This window comes from Siccibacter turicensis LMG 23730, assembly GCF_000463155.2.
GTDB classification, from domain to species: domain Bacteria; phylum Pseudomonadota; class Gammaproteobacteria; order Enterobacterales; family Enterobacteriaceae; genus Siccibacter; species Siccibacter turicensis.
On record NZ_AWFZ01000020.1, the window covers coordinates 1 to 442 of the forward strand.

The following is a 442-nucleotide window of genomic DNA, read 5'->3' on the forward strand; positions in this document are numbered from 1 at the left end:
ATTAGCTGATAACTTTAGCAACAACGCCCGCGCCAACGGTACGGCCGCCTTCACGGATTGCGAAACGCAGACCGTCGTCCATCGCGATCGGGTGGATCAGGGTAACAATCATCTTGATGTTGTCGCCCGGCATTACCATCTCTACGCCTTCCGGCAGTTCGATGGTGCCAGTCACGTCAGTTGTACGGAAGTAGAACTGCGGACGGTAGCCTTTGAAGAACGGAGTATGACGGCCGCCTTCATCTTTGGACAGGATGTACACTTCGGATTCGAACTTGGTGTGCGGCTTGATGGTGCCTGGCTTAGCCAGTACCTGGCCACGCTGGATCTCTTCACGCTTGATACCACGCAGCAGAACACCACAGTTCTCGCCCGCACGACCTTCGTCCAGCAGTTTGCGGAACATTTCAACGCCGGTACAGGTTGATTTCACAGTATCTTT

Annotated in this window: 1 protein-coding gene; it reads right to left on the bottom strand. The window is 54.3% G+C overall.

Going from position 1 to position 442, the window contains the following annotated elements; all coding sequences use genetic code 11:
* Window position 1: 1 nt before the first annotated feature.
* The coding region (locus DW58_RS04255; protein ID WP_029592511.1) for an EF-Tu C-terminal domain-related protein at window positions 2-442 on the bottom strand (441 nt) is incomplete at its 5' end.